Origin of the sequence: Methanosarcina spelaei (genome assembly GCF_002287235.1) — an archaeon.
GTDB lineage: Archaea > Halobacteriota > Methanosarcinia > Methanosarcinales > Methanosarcinaceae > Methanosarcina > Methanosarcina spelaei.
On record NZ_LMVP01000157.1, the window covers coordinates 15,324 to 33,440 of the forward strand.

Below are 18,117 nucleotides of genomic sequence, written 5' to 3' on the forward strand. Positions count from 1 at the left end.
ATGATATCCTACATTCGGCAGCAAGCACATTCCAACATCTAAATATTCTTAATTGTTATTTTTTGTAGGTTAAGTTAAAAAACAGCATCTTGCGGATTATCTATCTAGCATGATTTGTCTTTTATCTCATATATTATAAATATATATTAATTATGTTATGGTTAACATTTAGTAATTTTTGATTTAAATTAAATATCAAAAGTTCTAAAAAAAACGATATCAATAGAAAAATTGAATGGATTTTTATGTCGACCTGCCGAAAGCAGGTGATATGTTAAGTTATTAGAAAGAAGACCAACAATATGATTTTAATATTGAAAAATAGATTGCGTTCTCATCAAAGAACCTGGAAGTTCTGAACGGCTTTAAGAGATTTTGTTTATGTGGGAAGAGATACTGAGGTACTAGACTCACGGGTTGCGAGTTTTGGTTAATTCTCTTTCCGTTTTATCCCCTTACCTGTGGAGTAGATATTAATGAATGGGGTGTTAAAGGGATGAGAACGCAATTCATATTATGCGCTTACAGTATATAATATTTTTAGCACAGAATGTTATGCAATTATCTTGATATTAACATATCATTATAATTTCAGTCCATCCTAACAAGTTTATACGACTGTTATAACATTATTTTATGCCTGTATAAGTGGGGCTTCCACACCTTATTTCATCATACAAAACTGAGGTATGATTGATAAATCTATGTGAAAGAATGTTTTCCTGGATATATGTGAAAAAATCAGTTTGAAAGAAAAAATGAAGTATCTGTCTAACCTTAATTTTCAGATTTGAGGGGATAAATTTAAGGCAAAAATTAGGATGAGATTCCCTAGAGCAAGGGTTAAGGTAAGATCTGGAAATTTCTTCTGGTATTGAATTAGCTAAAAACAATTTAATTTATATCAACAGAATAATTTATATATTCCTTAGTAAAGATGAGAGAAAATAAAGAAGCTGCAGAACTAGATTTATCCTGGAATCACTTTTTGTCCTGGAATCACTTAGTGATCGGTCTCTTGTATTAATTTTACGGTCACTTAGTAGTCGCTTGATAATTACTTTTAAAATACCTTGTGGTCACGTTATAATCACACTCAGGAGCATTTGCATGCAAAGCAAGCTAATCACGCCGGAAATAAAGGCTTTCCTTATTTCAATAGGTTCGGTTTCCGTAGATTCCTCACTTATCCCACGGGCTCGAGGTTCGACTGCGGGTCCGGGGGCAGGTACGAGTTCGGTTTTTTTCAGGTCTGGAGAAAAACGGGTGAGACTCAGCATAAACAAAGACTCCGCACTTTCAATTTTGAAAGTTGAAGGTGAAGGAAATGTTGGAGTCTTTTACCAAGGAAAAGAGCTGGTACGGGGGAAACTTGAACGTGCCCCTGCACACTGTCCTGATCAAGCTTTTATAACCCTTTGTGAAAGATGTGTGTTTGACTGCAAATACTGTCCTGTGCCTAAGTTGCAGGGGCATGTTAAGAGTGAGGAAGAGGTTCTTAGTATAGTTGAGGAGGTTTTGCAGGCAGGAAACCTGAAAGCTATTTCCCTTACCTCAGGCGTTGAAACCTCAATAGAAGGAGAGGTTGAGCGTGTGCTCAAACTGCTTCCTGCTCTCAAAAAGTACGATGTTCCCATTGGAGTTTCGGTGTACCCTACAGAAGGGTGTTCCAGAAAATTCTATGAAGCAGGAGCTTCTGAAGTAAAGTACAATGTTGAAACTATGGACAGAAAAATATTCAAAAAAGTTTGTGGAGATCTGTCCCTTGATTATATTCTGGATAGACTAAGGGAAGCTGTGGATGTTTTCGGAAAAAACCGAGTTTTCAGTAATTTTATAATAGGGCTTGGGGAAAGTGACGATTCTGTAAGAGATGGAGTCGAGGCCCTTGCGCAAATGGGAGTGATTCCTATTCTGAGACCGATAAACCCACATCCTCTGAGAGCAGGAGATTGCTTTATGAAACGTCCGTCCTCTGACCGCCTTTTAAAGCTTGCAAAGCTTGAAGCCGAAATACTCAAAAAATACGGGCTCGATCCAGGGCTTGCAAAAACCATGTGCCTGAAATGTACAGGTTGTGACCTTGTTCCTTTTATTGATTTTTAATTTCCACATTTTTATTTTTCGTTCGAAAATTTGATTTTATTCTCAAAGATCCAGTCTTAAATGAGACTTGTGCATTTGAGCAGTTAAATCAAACACAAAAACCATTTCAGTAAACCTTCATATCAGGCAACTAAAGGCTTAACGCTATTGATTTTTATTTCAACCACACATATTCCTGCTTTTATTCTTTAAGAGGAACCCCATTGTTTCCACTGGAGAATTTCACGAGTTAATTTTTTTACAACTATTAATTAGTTTACTTTTTTCTTTTTTGTTATATTTCTATATATTTTTTGAATTTGTTTCTCAAGTTTTAATATTTATGTGAAAACTGATTTATTTTATTTCTGATGCCAATTTTTAAAAGTTTTAAAGTACTTTCATGTCCAATTCTTTCTTATACAATCCATTTATAGTTCGCTTACTATGCTCAAATATTTGTTTTCTTACTCGCATTAACTCTCACCTTTTAATTTTCACTACTGATAATTCCAGTACCCCCTTATTTCCACTGGAATCTATGGATTAACGGTCGGTTTTTCCTGAAATATATATACCCGAGTTTAACTCAGGCTTTTTCAAGCAAAAGCGAAAGTATCTGAAAAAAGTTCATGCCAAGTAAAACACATTTTCTCTTACTCTGCAATTTCTCGTTTATCATCCTGTGCTTTTTCTTTTATCATTCGTTCTACATTAGCACGTGAAATGACTTTGAGGTAATTTGCTCTTAAAATAATGTTTCTGATAGTTATTTACAAGATTATAACTTAGAGTTGTAAGAACAAAAGAATAAAACTACAAATTTTAAAGATATTAATTCCAAAAAAGAAGACTGAATTTTTGGAAATATTAAAGAAACTTTAAACAGAATTCTTAAAAATAAGACTTTAAAAGTTTAATTTTAAAAGAAGATTTAGCTGAGGTAAACTTTAAGGCAAAATCTTTAAAATTAAAAGAAGTTGTATTTAAATATTAGAGTAAAGTTTTGGAAATAGCAAGCTATGATTTAGGAAGTAGCAAGCTATGATTAATAAACTATGTTAATAGTAGTGGACCTAGAGTATAAATTTTAAGGTTTTTAACCCGAATTTTTTCTTTTTCAAGGATTCTCAAGTCCTATTCACAATTATTAAGTCTTATTCATACATCTAAGTCATATTCATACATCTTGAGTCATATTCACACCCTGTTATATATGGTGCGTTTATCATAATATTTGGAAGGGAGATCTGTATAAAAAATTTCAACCCGTTTATTTCCACTGGAAAGGGTGAAACTCATAAAAGTGAAACTGGACCTCCTGACCTTATTCTTTCGATTCCGACTTAAATTCCGCTTGTTCCTTCAGATTAAATTTTAGCTTTGAATTCTTACATCAAGCTTTTCAACCTTCAGGCTTACTTACCTAACTTCGATAGTTCTTCCGCGCTTACGCCTTCATGAACCACTTTTGCAATTCTTCGGACAAGGCCTGTAGGATCCTGTGCCTGGAAAACATTTCTTCCTATGGCAACTCCCTTTCCTCCGGCTTCGAGAGACCCTTCGATCATTTCCAGCAGTTCCTGTTCAGAATCCATTTTTGGACCACCTGCTATGATCACGGGCACAGGGCAACCTTCAACTACTTCTTTAAAAGTATCAGGGTTTCCGGTATAGTTTGTTTTGATTATATCGGCTCCAAGTTCGGCTCCGATTCGGGCTGCATGTTTTACGACATCCACATCATATTCAGAACGAACTTTTTTCCCACGCGGATACATCATTGCAAGGAGAGGAATTCCCCATTCGTCACACTTTCCTGCCACGTAACCTAGTCCCTGCAGCATTTCATACTCGTCTTCAGCTCCGACATTTACATGAACTGATACGGCATCGGCTCCGACTTTTATAGCTTCTTCCACGGTTGTTACCAGAACCTTATGGTTCGGATCAGGAGAAAGAGAAGTTGAAGCTGAAAGATGTATTATAAGACCCACATCATGCCCGTACCCACGGTGTCCGTACTTTGCAAGCCCCATGTGCCCGAGTACGGCATTTGCCCCACCTTCTGCGACCTTGTTTACAGTTTCCTGAAGATTTTTAAGCCCTTTAATTGGACCTGCACCTACTCCGTGGTCCATAGGAATAATAATTGCATTACCTGTATTTCGATTGAATATACGTTCCATCCTTACGGATTTACCTATAGTGTTCATAGGTTGCATATTTCGAATTACAGGATATAAACTTTATCAGTATATTCTCTAAGGAACTAAATATCAGAATTTCTTTTGCTCACTTTTCACGAGTTAGATTTTCGGGAACTCAAGACTGAAAAATTTAAAATCGAAAGAGGAAAATTCAAGGGCAAACTAGATAAAATAAATTAATTAAAAAGAAGACCAAAATAGATGAAAAGATTAAAATAGTTAAAACGATCAAAAAACTTAAAAATGTTAAAAAAGATCAGATGGTTAATAGATCAAAAAGTTAAAAAGACTAAAAGGTTAAAAAGACTAGAAGGGTTAAAAAGACTAAAAGGTTAAAAAGACTAAAAGGTTAAAAAGACTAAAAGGTTAAAAAGACTAAAAGATTGAAAAAGTTTAGAATAACTTATATGCTTTTTGATAACTTATTTTATATTTTCGTTCTGATAAATCCCTGAATACCCATTTTCTACTTCACCGTCCAGAGTATAGAATAAAAGCTGCATAATTCTGGCATCTTTTTTCAGCCTGAAACCTGCAGTGTTGTAAACCACCAGCATCGACTCGCTGCGACCACTGTATCCTGCATCCCATACTGCGGTTTCAAGAGTAGCTCCGCAGCGGATAAGGGTTGACCGCGGTTTTGCAATCGCAGCAAGGTTCATGGGAATATTCACAATCTCATTGAAAAGTACCTTATAAATTCCTTCGGGCAGGTGAATCCAACCATCATTCCCGAATTCAAGGTTTTTCCCATCCGGAAGCTTTCTTTCAGAGTTATCAAAATCCACGGCCCCAGAACCTTCTATTGTTTTCACTTCTTTCAGGGTAAGTTCAAGTCCGTTAGGTTGAGTCTGGGTTTCTATATCAATGGCATTTTCAAGCAAGGGAGGCTTTGCCTGTATAAGTTTTTTCAGTTCGGTGCTGGATAGAAGAGTCATCGGAACTGTAATTGTAAAGATTCTTTATTACTGTTTCGGATTTCATGTTATAATTTATCTTTTTCTAAACTCTTTCCTTTTTGAGTTTATTATTGTTTTACTAATATTATTATCTTTATTATTTTAGACAAGAACTTATGAAAAGGTTTATTCTTTTCAGGTAAATAACCACTACCTATTAAGATATTCAGACTAATGTTCAATCGGGTTTAATAAAGAGCTTACGAGAGGCTTCTAATGATAACAAAAAGATCTATTCCATGTGTAATTTTCTCTATAGTTCTTATCTTTTTATTAACAGACTGTGCCCTGGCTGCCACGAGCGGCACTTCGGGTATTTCCACAAAAGATAATTCATGGAGTTGCTCCAAGGAAATCCTAATTACCGAGAATGCAGGTAAAGACCTGCAAGGGTACCCTGTCGCTGTTGTTTTGGACTCCTCGAATTTCAATTTTTCAGAGGCAAAAAGTGACGGCTCTGACCTTCGATTCTCCTCAGGAGATAGAACACTCAACTACTGGATTGAGACCTGGGATCCTGAAAACGAAGATGCTCTTATCTGGGTCAGGCTTCAGTCTCTCTCTGCGAACCAAACCGTTAAAGTCCTCATGAGGTATGGGAACCCAGGGGTTGAAGCCGTAAGTAGTGGAGAAAAAACTTTTGACTTTTTTGATGATTTTGAGGGCAATAATCTTAATGAGCTGGACTGGAACGCTGAAAGTGCTGGAGGAGGTTTGGTTGAGGTTAAAAACGGGATCTGTAATGTCTCAGCTCCTAAGGTTCACGCCTATGACTCCTCTATGATATATAGCAAAAAAAGTTTTGAAATCAATTCTATGTTTGTGGTCAAAAGAATGAAAGTCACCACAGGTACGGACAATAGAGGACCTGTATTGCAGCAGGGTTTCATAGACCAGATAGACAGCAAAAAAAATGAAATCAAGCATGAGACCGAGCTTGCCAACGAAAGGCAGGTGGACCTGGAAACAATTTACAGGAAGCAAAAAAACAATCTCTATGATCTTACTGACGTCGATGTTCCTGAAGGGGAATGGTATGTCTCGGGAATTGCCTGGTATGAGGAGAATAATACTCGCAAAGTATCGTGGTTTAAAAACGGAGCTCGTGATCCGAAAATGGACTTTGCCTCAAATGATTCCGTAACCAATATCCCAATGCATGTTTACCTGTATACCGCTTCTTACAAGGACTCCTCAAAGAATACAGGCTACATGGCAGCCGATTATGTGCTGGTTCGGAAATTTATCGGAACCGAACCGACTGTAAAGATAATTTCAGCTCAGGAAGAAGGCAAAGTTTCTTCAGAAAGCATTTATAAGAATAATTCTGAAGACTCTATGGAAAATCATTCAGAAGGTACCTCTGAACAAAGTATTTCTGAAAATAACTCTGAAAACATCTCTGAAGATAACATTAAGTATAGTTATAAGAACAGATCTGAAAATATTTCCAAGCCTCAAAACACAGCTGAATCCGAACCAAATTCCGAAGAATCTGCTTCCGAGGGAGTTTCGCAGGCTCAGAAAAAAATGACTCTGAACGAGACCGGTACTTCGGAACGCCCATTTTCTGAATACTATATAGGAATTTCCGGAATCAGACTTTCTTCCCCGTACGAGTTCGATTTCTCTGACCTTGTAAATGAATTGAACTCCTCAGGCATAGATACGATTTTCCTTAGCGTAAACAGCGAAGACGTATGGCAGTATGAACGCTTTGTAAAGATGGCACATGAAAAAGGGATTTCCATAGATGCCGTGCTCCTGGAAGACGTAAATTGTACAAAAAAAGGAACTGATGACCTCTGTAAGAACTCTCTGGATACAGTACTTGATTATAACGAAAAGTCCCTTGCTCCCTTTGATGGGATTGTTATCTACGTAAACTCTTCTACCTGGGAAGGCTCTAAAGAAAGCACAATAGATTACAGAACACTGTTTCAAGTAGCCAATAAAGAAGCAAAAGAAAATGTGTCCATCTCAGCTAGCCTTCCGCTAAATTATACTGCATCGCAAATCAAGGAAATCTCTCCTTTTGTTAATTCCTTCATTATCAGGGCTTATCCCAGCGAAACTAAAGAACTTAATTCCGTTTCAGGTATCGTTGACGCCATTGCCCTCGAAATGGGAGAAATAAGAGGTGCTGGCTCAAGAGGAATAATAGAAATTTCTGTGGAAGAAGGCTTTAAGGATAAATATTCAATACAGCAACTTTTTACCGGCCTAGCAGATTATTACTCGAATGATTCGGCTTTTATGGGAGTCTCGGTTTTCAACTACGATACATATAAAGGACTGCCTCAAACACAGCAAGAAGAGAAGGAGTCTGTAATTTCCGGATTTAAAACTCTTACAGTGATTCTTGCGGGGCTTGGAGCTTTTACCCTTTTAAAAGGAAAAAGAAATTAAGCTAAAGAGAAAGTGGCTCGAAAACTAAACTCGAGCAGAAATGACAGGAAAAAACCAAATTTTTGGCTTTTTTCTATTTCCTTTTAATTTATCTCGTTTTAATTTATCTCGTTTTAATTTATCTCGTTTTAATTTACTACCTTTTAATTAAGTTATTTCCTTTTAGTTTACTTCCTTTTAATTAAGTTATTTCCTTTTAGTTTAATTTGTTTAATTTTTTTCTTTGAACTTAATTTATTTAATTTATCTTCTTTTAGTTTAATTCATTCTTTTCTTATTCCACCCTTCTTTTTCTCTTTTCCGTTATCATTTTCCTGATGGATTTATGAAACGGCCTACTTTCTTCCTCTGCTGTCTTTCTATCTTCCATTGTCCTCTTTCTGTTTTCAGCCGAAATCTCAGAGAAACTTATACATTTAGTTCAGCAAGAGAAATCTTTTTATGGAGATTGAACATTTATACTTTTGTTATTCTGTTGAAATTTGAATTTTTTAAACGTTCAAACGGGGGTTCTAGCATCAAAATTCTTGGATTAGTTGGTAGTCCTAGTATTAATGGAAACACTGCAAAGCTTGTAAATGCAATTCTCGATGGAGCTGCCGAAAACGGTGCAGAAAAAGTAATTTACAACCTAGCTTCTCTAAACATCAAAGGTTGTGACGCCTGCTTCAGATGTCGGGAATCAGGCTGCTGTGCAATAGACGACGGCATGCAGGAACTTTACCAAGAAATCCTGGCTGCAGACACTATTGTACTCGGTTCTCCTGTTTACATGTGGCAGATGACTGCCCAGACCAAACTCTTAATTGACCGCCTGACAGCCTTCTTAAAACCTGATTTTTCAAGCAGACTTGATAATAAAAAATTAATCCTTGTTTTTTCTCAGGGAAGTTCGGATAGGGATGCCTTCAAACCATATTTTGAATACACAGCCGGCCTTCTTTACTATCTCGGCTTTGATGTACTGGAAACCGTTATTGTAGCTGGCACTGATAATCTTGAAGTCTCATTCAGGCCCAAGTTACTTGAAAAAGCAAGAGAACTCGGAAAATTGGTCTCGGGTTCCCCTCTTTCCGGTTCTGAGTTAAGAAGAGGTGAGTCAAGCTTGATCCCGCTTCTTTGAATTTCTTACCTTATTCTCTTTTACTTCTTATTACCTTTTTAATTGATTTTGCTCATTTTAAGGCTTTCTTTCCACTCTTTTAGACTCCATATTTTAGATGCCATATTTCTTTTTTGGATCTCAAAAACTCATCTGAATGTCATATAATCCCAGCTCCACCTTCAAGCACTCCTTTCTTTAATTCCAGTGCTATAAATGCTTCAACGTGATGCACCGAAAAGATCTGTCATTCCCAGGGTATTTGCCTGCCTGAACCCTAATTTGGAATAGTATTCAGGATGCTCCAGCACTATTCTTGACACTTTTATTTGATATTTATTGACAGTAGAGAATCTCAGCCCAGATTCTAGAAGGCTCTAATTAATAATATAAAATTGTTTTTATAAAAATTATCGAACTGATTACTGAGTCATATACTTCATTCAGTAGAATTTATATGGTTGAGAAATTCATTTAAAGAAAGTTTAAGAAAATCAATTTCATCCGGATCCATAATTCTACACTTCCTCCAGCCTTTCCCTATAAAATCTGTAAAAAGGAGTTACATTTATGATCCCCCTTTTCAGTGCAGGAAAACTCGCGTTTGGAAGCATTAAAAGTGCAAAGCTGCGTTCGACCCTAACAGTGCTTGGAATCGTCATAGGAGTTGCAGCCGTAATTGCAAATGTGTCTCTCGGAGCGAGCTTCAACCAGCATTTTACAAACGAAGTGACTAATATAGGATCGAATTTCATTTATATTCAGGGAATGCAACCCAAGATATTTTATGACAATGAATTGAAGATCGTTGAGAACACACCCGGGATTTTGGGAGTTTCGCCCTTGAAGTCACAAACTGCAGAAGTCACGTACATGTCCGAAACCAAAAACATTTTAGTTAGCGGAGTCGGCAAATCTTATGATGAAGTGGCAAACACAAAACTTCAGAAAGGAGACTTTATCACTGACAACGATGGGTACGTGGCGGTTATCGGATACAAGGTTGCAAACGAGAAATTCGACAGAAACATCTCGGCTCGGAACTCCATAAACATAACCTTCAGAGTTGGAGAAGATGAAAAAGTTACAAAGACCTTTAAAGTTAAGGCAATAATTCAGAACCCGGAAAACACTGTTATCCAGGCATATGACGATAACGAAGCCGTTATTATCCCGATAGATGTCATGAACGAGATTCTTGGTGAAAAAGATTATGGTGGGGTTTTTGCAATGGCTGATGACCCTGCAACGGTTAAGGGGACAGCTGATGAAGTTGACAAGCGCCTTGCCCGAAATTTCGGTATTTCCGAAAGGGAATTTGAAGATAAAGATTCGCGACCTTATTATCTCCTCAATCAGGCAGAAGTACTTGAACAGACAGATATGATGGCAGCAGCCCTAAGTTCTTTCCTGACAGCCGTTGCGCTAATCTCGCTGCTGGTTGGCTCGATAGGGATCATGAATATCATGCTCGTAAGCGTAACTGAAAGGACAAGGGAAATAGGAGTGCTCAAATCCCTTGGATTTACAGGCTTTGACATTCTTTTCCTTTTCATGATAGAATCAATTCTGCTAGGAGTTTTCGGAGGACTCCTTGGTAGTACGGTAGGAATAGCAGGTGCGTACAGCGTTGAAACTCTCCTCAAACTGCCTGTCGTCTTTCCGTTCAGCCTCATTGCAGCCGGGTTCTTCGTGGCTGTTTTCGTAGGTTTTGTCTCAGGTGTCTACCCTGCAAGAAAAGCCGCAAAAATGAAGCCTATAGACTCACTAAGGCACGAGTAAAATTCAGCAAAAATTGAAATGAATAATTTAATTTAAAAATCATTAACGAATTTTTATCCAATGATTTATTTAATTTATTTACTTGATGATTTATCTGCTTTTAATTTATCTGCCTTTATTTGTGACTTTGCCGCTGCCTGAAACCTGCGTGTTGCACTCATCCGGGTCCCCTCCATAGAATACATTTCCACTTCCGCTTATATTAGTGTCAAGTTTCCGGTCCGCGTAGACATTTGCATTTCCCGCACCCCTGATACTTACTCTGGTCATCTCGGTCCTGAGTTCAGGAGCATCAACACTTCCCGAACCTTCTATATTTATTTCATGTGAAGAGGTATTGCCTTTCAGGAGGACACCCCCAGAACCGGAAATCAGGCTCTTCAGAGAGCTGGCATTTGTCTCCAGTTTGATATTACCTGAACCTGTGATTGCGAGATCCAGGTTTTCGGAATCAATCGGCGTAGTTCCTATAATATCCCCCGAGCCACTGAGGGAAAGGCTCCGGACTTCTTCCATCCCTGCATAGATCTTAATAGTTTTCTGGGGGCGGATGCATTTTTTCGCATTGATTACCAGAACTCCGTTTTCCACGCTGGTCTCCAGGAGGGGCAGGATGTTATCTTCTGCTTCGATTCTAAGGCTGCTGTCCCCTTGCTCAATAAATACGTTTCCTGAAATACGTGAATCCAAGCTGTGAAAAGGTTCAATGCTACGGGTTATAGTTTCCACATTTCCTGAGCCACGTTCGCAATCATAGTCCGTACATCCGCTTTCAGCCATCACCACAGCCAGCAATAGGATTCCCAGGAGAAAAACAGAAGTCCCTGCAGGCTTGGTTACGCTCACTTTTCCTTTCATTTTCCCAATCGATATTTTTTCCCATCTTACTTTTCCTGCCCTTTCAAGCCGTTTTTTCATTCCCTTCTCATTTCCGGTCATATCTCTATCTCCCTCATACCTTTGTCCCTTTTCTTTTGACATCGTTCCTTTTAGGCACCCTCATATCCTGATAGAAGCGAAGAGCGGAGTCATGGAGTACATACTCATAGTATGTTTTCTTCGAGTTTTTATTCTAGCTCATTTTGAATCAGGGTTTTAAAGAGCAGCATAAGAACTGATGCCTTACCTCGGAGTTTTTAACTGAATAAGAGTAATAGGGTCCTCTTAAATTCACTACCAAACTGGAACTTATTCCTCCTTTTTTCAGACAATTAACTAAGATAGTAGTGTTTCCAAAAAAATTACCATTTCTTTTCAGGTTAAAATCCAATTAACCTTCCTAAAAACCGCAAATTTTGGTGAGGAGCATGTATAATCTCCCCTGGCTATGTATTGTGAAAGCTCCATTTATACCACTAAACGAAAATTTCAAATGAAAATTGTTATCCAAAATATTAAAAACTTTTTTAGATGAGATCTTGCAGGCAAATACTTACAGGGAGCTCTGTCCAAAAATACTATTCTTTAGCCGTATTTTTACTGGAAATAACTGTAAGTTACGGCATTACAGAAAGAAAGGAATTACAAGCCTTCTCTGAATGAATAAGTCAAGAAAGAGCTAAAAACTATATTTCTTAAAGGCTTTTAAGTGTATATAGCCTTAAATAGGCCAGATTAAAGTATTGAGCTTTCAAATCGGCTTATACTGGAAAAAGAGCTTGAAGATTATGAGAACCAGAATAAAGAGCCCAAAACCTATCTTGATGAGCACTTTCCCACGCTCAATGGGCTCTTTTTTGGCTTTAACCGCTCCATAGCAGACCTGCCCCAATCCAAATTCCGGAGGGAAAACAGAACGCAGCCTGTCGCATGTGATTCTATCTGGATATTACAAACCATGGAAAGCACGGAAGAAACACGCCTTTACTACTGATTTCCGTGTCTTCCGTGCTTTCAGTGGTTTTCAAAAAATTCATTTCTGACATACTTTGGAATCGATGCACTAGAAAATAAAAAGGCAGAGTAAACTTTCCAGGGTTAATTTGTTTAAAAACGATAACTTCAAAGACTGCTGCAAAAAATATAAAGGACTCAAAAAATAGTAATATCGCTGGAACAACTAAATCATATACAAAGGGGGTTCACAAATGGAACAGAAAGTGGGTGAAAAATCTGAAGAAGAATGGAAAAAAGTACTTACTCCTGAACAATATCACGTCCTGCGAAAGAAAGGTACGGAAAGTCCCTTTTCCGGCAATCTGTACTATAACAAGGAAAAAGGAGTTTACACCTGTGCTGCCTGCGGGCAAGAACTCTTTTCCTCGGGCACCAAGTTCGAATCCGGAACCGGTTGGCCAAGTTTTTACGATGTAATCTCCAGTGACAAGGTAAGGCTTAAAGAGGACACTAGCTATTTCATGAACAGGATAGAAGTAGTATGCTCCCGCTGCGGAAGTCATCTAGGTCATGTATTTGAAGACGGTCCTGCACCAACCGGAAAACGCTACTGCATTAACTCCGTTTCTCTTAATTTCAAGAAAGAAGGGGAAGAAGGTAAGAAAACGGAAGAAAAATGAGAAGTTTTTTGGTCAAGTATTTTTCAAAAAGCTTGATTTCAGGATTCACAGATTTACAAGTTTGGAAGAGGAAGGTAAGGTAAAACTTGAAACCAGCAAAAATACACGCCGAGATAATTGGATTTCTTATCTTCTTAATTTCCTATATTTTATTTTTTAATGTATTTCTTTCCGTTAAGGGGTTAGGGCTTTCAATTTATGCTCCAGGCACACTCATTTTTGCCCTTGTAGGGTACTGGTTGGGGGGAATCCTGTATGATAAGTATTCAAAAAGAAAGTAAAAAAGAGATTAACCCAAAAATAATAAAGCCATCACAGCCTAATATATATCTATATAGAGATTTTACTAAACTTCGATTTTCATAATATTTATTATAGATTATAACAATCTATTGAATAGATGTTAAAAGCAATAATTTTTGATGTGGATGGAGTGCTTGTGGACTCCATGCCTTTCCAGGCCGAAGCCTGGGTTAAAACCTTTAAGGAAGTTGGTATTAACATTACCAGGGAAGATATTTATGAACTTGAAGGCTCAAACAACAAAAAATTAATTGAATTAATTTTCGAAAAGGCCGGAAAAGAGCCTGAACCCTGGCATTTAGAGCAACTGCCTGAAAAGAAGCGGGAGGCCCTGGAATTTGACCGGATAAAGCCTTATGAAGGTATTATGAATTGCCTTGAGGTATTGAAACGACACTTCAAACTTGCTCTGGTTTCAGGGTCACACAATGATACAGTAAACAAAATTGTCAATAAGTATTTTTCTAACTATTTTGATGTCATAATTACCGGGAGTGACCTTGAACGTGGAAAACCGAATCCTGACCCTTACCTCAAAGCCCTTGAGAAACTTGACCTGACAAAGAATGAGTGCATAGTAATTGAAAATGCACCTTTGGGGATAACTGCTGCCAAGAGAGCAGGGCTTTATTGTGTTGCAGTTGCGAGTATGCTTGAGCCTGAAAAGATAGAACATGCAGATCTCGTGCTAGAAGACCATGCTGCCCTTTTCAAATATCTGAAAAGCCTCATTGCAAAATGATTATGGTTTTTCCTGATTATTTCTTCACTCAGCCGGATTTGCAGAGGAATATTGCAGAAACAGGAGAGATTTTTCACAAATTTTTCCTGTTAAATTTTTTTTCAAGCTTTTCTCTTGCAGCACGAGGTCCGTCCAATTCTCTGGCAAGTCTTCGCAATCTCTCGATTTTATTTCTGTATCTTCCATATCTTCGATAACTTCTCGAATAAATTCGAGTAAGACCTCAGGAGATGTAGAACAACTGAACATCCGTAAAACTGATCACCTCAAGTGACTGTTCCGTATACAACCATTAGGAGTTCTTTCTTGAAAAAAAAGGTTAAAGTTCAGCATTAGAAACAATTCACATTAGAAACAATTCAAAATTAGAAACAATTCAAAATTAGAAACAATTCAAAATTAGAAACTATTGCGAAATTGCTGAAAAAACTTCCATCTACAAAAAACTTACTACCCTAAAACTGGATTATTTTAAGAGTTTAAAATTAAAAGAAGAAAGAGTAACATGGGAGAGTTATTTAAACTCCTCATTGATGGCACGGTTTTTGGTCTGTTCGTATATTTTTTTGTCCCACGCTACTAACTATAGATAGTTCTCCCATATATATATGTTTTTTCTTTTTTTCTATGTAATTATTAAATTAGATATATTCTTATTCTTTATGAATGTAATTTATTCCTTAGAATTATTTTTACGATATTTAGACTTACGCTACTTAATTTATCTTACATGTTACTTTATACTGTTTTTCTTTTTAATTAATTTATCAAACATCAGAATAGTTATCCCTGAGTTCTCAAGCAATTTTTTTTAAAAGGCTTAACCGCAAACCTTTTGAAAAAACTGCTTGACCGCAAGCCTTTTCAAAAAAGGCTTGACCGAAAACTTAAGTAACGTTTAGATTTTGAAAAACTTATCCTCTGACCCTATAGGCGTGATCACAAGCCTTTTCAAAAAGGCTTGACCGAAAATCACTGCTAAATCTAAAACATCGCGACGGCGTGATCAACCGGCGCAACGGTTGCGGCCCAACGGTTGCGGGTAAACGGTTGCGGTATGATCAAGTGGAGAAAGCTTGTGAGTATAAACTCTGTAAATTAAAAATGCAAGCGCTCACGTGTAAAGTTAAATTGAATTATACAGGAGCAGAAAATAGGAGGAATGAAAAATAACATACAAAACAAATTAAAGACTACGAGAAACACTAAGATTTTGCTGATTCAGAACAAATCAAAAAAAGAAAAAGAGAGTCGGAGAGTTCGGCTTAGAAGCCGTAGTTCTCCGGCAGGAAGACTTTAACTTCACTCTTGTACTTTGTAAGACAGTCGTCCATGAACTTGTCCATGTCGTCTGGAAGAACTTCGAGAGCTGCCTTTGCGTCTGCGAGGGCTTTGGCTTCGAACCTAGAGAGCTCGAGCTTGCCAGCTGCACCTTCGTTGACAATGTTGCAACATTCGACTGCAGCGTTCTTTGCTCTGAGGTAGATGTTGTCTCCGTCCTTGACAATTGCCTGGCCGACCTTGTATGCGTTGTCGTATGCAAGCACGTAGGACTGTGGGTCTCTGTACCTGTCGGAGAGCATGAAGAGGTCCCTGAGAACTTTTTCGTTCTTGGTTTCAAGAGCGGTATTCATGAGGGCGCAGTCGTATGCCAGAGTTTCGGACCAGCACTGGACAGTTGTACCGCCGAATTCACCGTGGTACTCAACAGACTCGTTGGACCAGCAGTCACAGCACTGCATAATGAGGTTACCCATTACGTCAGAGTGAGCGCAGGTGGAGGTCTTACCTTCCTGGGTCATCGGCATACCTGTGATGGCTTTGATGATAACGTTTTCATATCCGCAGTCCTTACCTGGACCGACTGCACCGCATTCGTATGCGACGAGGGACCTGGGAGCAGAAATTGCTCTTGCAAGAACTGCAAGGGTGTGGGCGAGGTTCTTGTTGAGCAGTCCGCCGCCGATGAACATTGCGGTGTTTGCCTGGGCACAGTCTGTGTCACCTGAGGCTACAGTTCCGGTTTTCTTTGCAATTGCTGCAATATCGGACCAGATCATTTCCATATCAATGGAGCCCAGACATCCGATACCGTATAGCATACCAGCGATGTCGTTCCTGAGAACTGCATAGTCGAAAACTTCCTTACCACCCATGCTCTCTACGGCTAGAAGGTCAGCACCTGCTTTGGCACATTCTTCGAAGGCTTCGAGGAAAACAGAGTACTTGTCGCCTCTGAGCTGGAGGAAATCCCTGTTCTCACGGATGTCACCGATAGTGTGGCGGAGTGCACACTTTATGCCGTATTCATCATGGTATTCTTCCATGATGGTTTTCTGGGCGTGTGCAACTTCTGCTCCCCAGGAGGGGTTGTTGGACATCTGCTGAACGTGCTCGGTTTCAAGGATAACTGCTGGAAAACCGACCTGGACCATCCTTTCCATAATATCGGTTGTGATCCGCTGGTATTCCTTTATGAGTTTTTCTTTGGATGACCCAGCTTCAGGTCTCGGAGCGTAGTTAATTTCAGGAATTGTGTAACCTGCACCGATCTCGAGGTCGAGACCTGCCTTTACAGGGTACTTGGATACGCCGAAAGTCATTTCGTCTGCGCTTGCGTATGCCATTGAAGTGTATCTTTTTGCTGCCATTTAACTCACCTCAGTGCTTGTGGAATTTATCTCTTAATGTTGCGACATCTGTGGTACCTGCGATGATTGCATCAGCAATCTTGGGGGCATCAGCGGCTTCTTCTCCATATACACCAAGTGCAAACTGGGATACGAAGTCCTGGTTAACTGCACCGCCACCGCATGCGAACGGAATCTTATATCCTTTCTCGAGGAGCTTGTCGTTAACTTCCTTGAATGCATACATAGTGGTGGTCATGAGTGCAGTACCTGTAACCATGAGGGGCTTGTTTGCAATTACTGCATTGATAACTTCGTCCACAGGGACGTCCCTTCCAAGGTCAACTACATCGTAGCCGTTTGCCCTGAGGAGAGCGGTAACAATGTTCTTTCCGATGTCGTGCACGTCACCTTCTGCGACGTGGCAGACAACGGTACCCTTGGTCACAGGAGCAGTTTCGGAGTTTTCCTTACAGAATTCGATACCATCGAGCATGGCGTCAGCGGACATCATGACATTTGGAAGGAAGATTATACCTTCATCGTAGAGCCTTGTGACAACGCCCATACCGACCATGAGAGCGTCATCGATAAGAGCAATTGGGTCCTTGCCTGCATCGATTGCGGCCTGGAGACCCTCGATAACGTCATCTTCTTCTCCTTCGAAGATGGCCTTTGCGATCGGATAAATCAGTTCGTCCTTAGGATAGATTTCTTCTGCGGCTTCTTCAGGCGTCATTGCCTTTTCCAGAGCCACATTGTATCTGGTTAAAATTTTTTTCAGACTTGCCTCTGTAAAGTCCAACATATTTTTAAACCTCCGTCTTGGTTTTTAGCAAAAAGGTCTCTACCGTTACCGGGTCTGCAGTCCCGGATATGTTCGGTGTCGTGAGGTTCCGGCTTTACCTCCGTGAAATCATTTCTTTCGAAGGTACTCAGCCCTGGAAAAATCTGCAGATAATCCATTCTATAGAATTCTATCTTCAGATTATCCTCAGGATCTACCAGCGAAAGAATTTTTTCTTTTCACCGGAACTTTTCCTTTTTGATTGATTTCGTGTCTGCTAATGCTGACACGTCTTTACAGCATTATTAGGGGAGATTATCACATATACCATAACCGATGGAAATTTTTTCCCGGTTTTTATAGTGCAATATTGGGTCTAAAATTTTGAATCAATTGTGAAGCTTTTTACCCTGAAATATTACGCTTTCATTTATCCAGAGATATTGATACTAAATTTTTGAAGTGAAATTCGATAGTACAAGGTATCTAGCCTTTTAGATGAGTGAGTTGTTAGAACAAGCTGTCAGAACGAGTTATTAGAATGGTATGTTAGAGCAAGTTGTTAGAATGAGGTATTAGAGTGAGACATTAG

Annotated in this window: 12 protein-coding genes; 6 read left to right on the top strand and 6 right to left on the bottom strand. The window is 38.8% G+C overall.

The window, feature by feature from the left end:
- The first annotated feature begins 1,110 nt into the window (after positions 1 to 1,110).
- The gene (locus ASJ81_RS09360) at positions 1,111 to 2,106 is read left to right on the top strand and encodes a radical SAM protein (protein WP_095644239.1); all 996 of its coding nucleotides are present in this window, start codon (positions 1,111 to 1,113) and stop codon (positions 2,104 to 2,106) included.
- 1,397 nt (positions 2,107 to 3,503) lie between these two features.
- Here the strand turns inward: ASJ81_RS09360 and ASJ81_RS09365 are convergent.
- Together ASJ81_RS09365 and ASJ81_RS09370 are read right to left on the bottom strand one after the other, a co-directional pair.
- Positions 3,504 to 4,301, bottom strand: coding sequence for a 2-amino-3,7-dideoxy-D-threo-hept-6-ulosonate synthase (locus ASJ81_RS09365; RefSeq protein ID WP_048108204.1), 798 nt, complete (start codon positions 4,299 to 4,301; stop codon positions 3,504 to 3,506).
- A gap of 416 nt (positions 4,302 to 4,717) precedes the next feature.
- A complete protein-coding gene (locus tag ASJ81_RS09370; RefSeq protein ID WP_095644240.1) occupies positions 4,718 to 5,233 on the bottom strand; it encodes a deoxyuridine 5'-triphosphate nucleotidohydrolase in 516 nt (171 codons plus the stop codon).
- A gap of 237 nt (positions 5,234 to 5,470) precedes the next feature.
- On the opposite strand from ASJ81_RS09370, the gene ASJ81_RS09375 reads away from it, so the two are divergent.
- The 3 genes from ASJ81_RS09375 (at position 5,471) to ASJ81_RS09385 (ending at position 10,547) form a co-directional block, all read left to right on the top strand.
- Positions 5,471 to 7,663: a DUF2341 domain-containing protein gene (locus tag ASJ81_RS09375; RefSeq protein WP_095644241.1), complete on the top strand. Its 2,193-nt coding sequence runs from the start codon at positions 5,471 to 5,473 to the stop codon at positions 7,661 to 7,663.
- A gap of 325 nt (positions 7,664 to 7,988) precedes the next feature.
- The gene (locus ASJ81_RS09380) at positions 7,989 to 8,786 is read left to right on the top strand and encodes a flavodoxin family protein (protein ID WP_245859998.1); all 798 of its coding nucleotides are present in this window, start codon (positions 7,989 to 7,991) and stop codon (positions 8,784 to 8,786) included.
- 549 nt (positions 8,787 to 9,335) lie between these two features.
- On the top strand, positions 9,336 to 10,547 hold the full coding sequence (locus ASJ81_RS09385) for an ABC transporter permease (RefSeq protein WP_095644242.1): 1,212 nt from the start codon (positions 9,336 to 9,338) through the stop codon (positions 10,545 to 10,547).
- Positions 10,548 to 10,652: 105 nt separating this feature from the next.
- Here the strand turns inward: ASJ81_RS09385 and ASJ81_RS09390 are convergent, their stop codons facing one another.
- Complete coding sequence (locus tag ASJ81_RS09390) at positions 10,653 to 11,486, bottom strand: head GIN domain-containing protein (protein ID WP_170943262.1); 834 nt, start codon at positions 11,484 to 11,486, stop codon at positions 10,653 to 10,655.
- A 691-nt stretch (positions 11,487 to 12,177) separates the two neighbouring features.
- Entirely contained in the window at positions 12,178 to 12,318 is a 141-nt protein-coding gene (locus ASJ81_RS22750; RefSeq protein ID WP_170943263.1) for a hypothetical protein, read from the bottom strand.
- A 316-nt stretch (positions 12,319 to 12,634) separates the two neighbouring features.
- On the opposite strand from ASJ81_RS22750, the gene msrB reads away from it, so the two are divergent.
- Together msrB and ASJ81_RS09405 are read left to right on the top strand one after the other, a co-directional pair.
- On the top strand, positions 12,635 to 13,063 hold the full coding sequence (gene msrB / locus ASJ81_RS09395; protein ID WP_095644244.1) for a peptide-methionine (R)-S-oxide reductase MsrB: 429 nt from the start codon (positions 12,635 to 12,637) through the stop codon (positions 13,061 to 13,063).
- Positions 13,064 to 13,463: 400 nt separating this feature from the next.
- Positions 13,464 to 14,108, top strand: a complete 645-nt coding sequence (locus ASJ81_RS09405) for an HAD family hydrolase (RefSeq protein WP_095644246.1) — start codon at positions 13,464 to 13,466, stop codon at positions 14,106 to 14,108.
- A 1,265-nt stretch (positions 14,109 to 15,373) separates the two neighbouring features.
- On the opposite strand, the gene mtaB is transcribed toward ASJ81_RS09405, so the two are convergent.
- Positions 15,374 to 16,759, bottom strand: a complete 1,386-nt coding sequence (gene mtaB, locus ASJ81_RS09415) for a methanol--corrinoid protein co-methyltransferase MtaB (protein WP_095644248.1) — start codon at positions 16,757 to 16,759, stop codon at positions 15,374 to 15,376.
- A gap of 10 nt (positions 16,760 to 16,769) precedes the next feature.
- Complete coding sequence (gene mtaC, locus ASJ81_RS09420) at positions 16,770 to 17,546, bottom strand: methanol--corrinoid protein MtaC (protein ID WP_095644249.1); 777 nt, start codon at positions 17,544 to 17,546, stop codon at positions 16,770 to 16,772.
- Positions 17,547 to 18,117 lie beyond the last annotated feature (571 nt).